The following is a 2,229-nucleotide window of genomic DNA, read 5'->3' on the forward strand; positions in this document are numbered from 1 at the left end:
CCCCCCTTATTAAGGGGGGAAAAGAAAATTGTTCATAGTAATATGTAAACATTTATTTGGATTTGACAGAACCCTCTCCCTAAATTCCCCCCTTAATAAGGGGGGAAGCCGAAGGCAGGGGGGATCTTCAAAGACACAGGAGCACTCAATTTCTCTTATTTACTGTATGTTGCTGACTTAACGACATAACCGAATTCTTTTCCGTGAGGAGTTGTCCATGTGGTATATGAAAGTTGTTCTGGCTGTTGTATTTCTTTCGTATATTCATGCACCTGCTTTTGCCGCCGGCGGCAAACAGAGCAAGGTCACCATCACCGAAGATTACCCGGCTCTCAAATCCTATGAAACAGGTTTTGCCCGTGATGTCATGCGCACTCCGGAAGGGGTCAGACTTTTCAACATCGAGCTCATCGAAACCGATTCTCCCGGCGCCGGACTTTCCGAAAAGGGACCATCGAGACAGTCCCTCTATGGTACGATTCAGGCGAAAAAGGAGCTTATTCTCGATGATCCCCGCGCTCAGGGGGCGTTCCTGGTTTTCTGCATGGCAAAAGCCGGCGCGAAACCCCTTACTGTGAGTGTGAACAAGCATACCATTTCCTACCATCCGAAAACATTCGGCGGAAAACAAGGCAACAGCGATAATACCCGCTGGTTTCCCATCGATCCCTCCTGGCTTGTGAAAGGGAATAACGAAATCGTGCTGTCCTACCCGGAAGGGACAAAAGCCGACTCATGGGTGATTGCGGTCAGCCGCAAGGATGAGTTTAAACGGGGCGGCGGCGACCCCGCCAAAGCCGGTCTCACTTCCTGGCGAAGCGTGGACGGCGGTAAAAAATGGGCGCAGAACGCACTGGGGGACATGGGAGAAATCGTGGGCGAATATACTGTCCGCCTGAGCCTTGACAGGTATCGGAAAACAGGCTGGCTTGCCGGTCCGGTCATCGATCTCTGGCGCGCCCCGGAAAATGGTTTCATCATCCCCATGACCATAATAAATTCTTTGAAAGTATCCGGCCAGGTGGATGTTCCCGCCGGAACCACAGTGACCTGGCAGGTCCGTCACGGTGCAGGGCCGGATCCGCTTGCCGATTACTGGAGCGAATACCGTACCATAGGAACAGGTCCCGCTGTGAGCGCGGAGCTTGGCGATCCCGGAGGGCGATTTTTCCAATGGAAAGCTGTCCTCGATACCTCCGACCCTCGTATCAGCCCGCTCATCCGCTCGGTAAAAGTCGAGCGCTCTGTCACCCGTGTGGATCATCTTCCCGATAACATCTATGTGCTTTCGCTGGATAATCCCGATCTTCGGTATTCTTCGCTTTTCGGCGAGTACGAGCGCTGGGACGAGCCCCGGCTGAAAATCCTCCGCAGCCGTGAAAACCTGGATGCACTCGTTGCCGGGCGCAAAACCCAGTTCGAGAAAATGGTCTGCCTGCTCGATTACATGGCAAAACGATGGGTGTGGGTCAGTCCCCAGCCGCAGTATCCCCACTGGGATGCACTCAACATTCTCGACCGTATCGACCGGGAGGGAGGCGGAGGGATGTGCATACAGTTTTCCATCGCGCTCATTCAGGCTCTTGAATCGTTCGGTATCCAGGCCCGCCTGGTCAACGCCGTCGGGCACGAGCTTGTGGAGGCCTGGAGCGATGATTACGGCAAATGGGTGATGCTCGATCCCATGCAGGGTTCCAACGTCTACAACTATTCCCTGAAAAACGGCGAGCCGCTGGGTTTTGAGGAGCTTCACAAGGTCTATCTCGATCTCTTTTATCCCGATCGTCCCATCGACTGGCTCACCGACCATATGCATTACATGAAAAATCCTCCAGGCTCCCCGGTGGCGGCGGGAACGCTGGACAAGAACTGGCCGCGCAGCTCCGCATCCGATGAGCTTTTCTGCGGGCTGGCCAATGCAGCCTACATGAGGATACGTACCGGCAGCAACTGGATGGCTAACCATGAACCGGAACCCCTGGGACATGGGATGTCGGAGTATGCCTGGACCGGATATATCGACTGGTATGACGATAAAACTCCCCCGCAGCGGCTTCAGAAAACCTTTACCGACCGACCCGCCGATTTCTGGCCGACACTGAACCGGGTGAAAATGTACGCAGTCACCGGGCCTGAGAACGACCGTGTGTTCCTCCGGTTCACCACATTCACCCCGAATTTCGACACGTACCTGGTCGATGTGGACGAAGAGGGCTGGAAACCATGCAC

1 protein-coding gene is annotated in these 2,229 nt (G+C 54.4%); it reads left to right on the top strand.

All coding sequences use genetic code 11. The annotated features are described in order from the left end of the window. Positions 1–217: 217 nt before the first annotated feature. The coding region (locus Q8O92_04365) for a transglutaminase domain-containing protein (protein MDP2982547.1) at positions 218–2,229 on the top strand (2,012 nt) is incomplete at its 3' end.

Origin of the sequence: Candidatus Latescibacter sp. (assembly GCA_030692375.1) — a bacterium.
Classification (GTDB): domain Bacteria; phylum Latescibacterota; class Latescibacteria; order Latescibacterales; family Latescibacteraceae; genus JAUYCD01.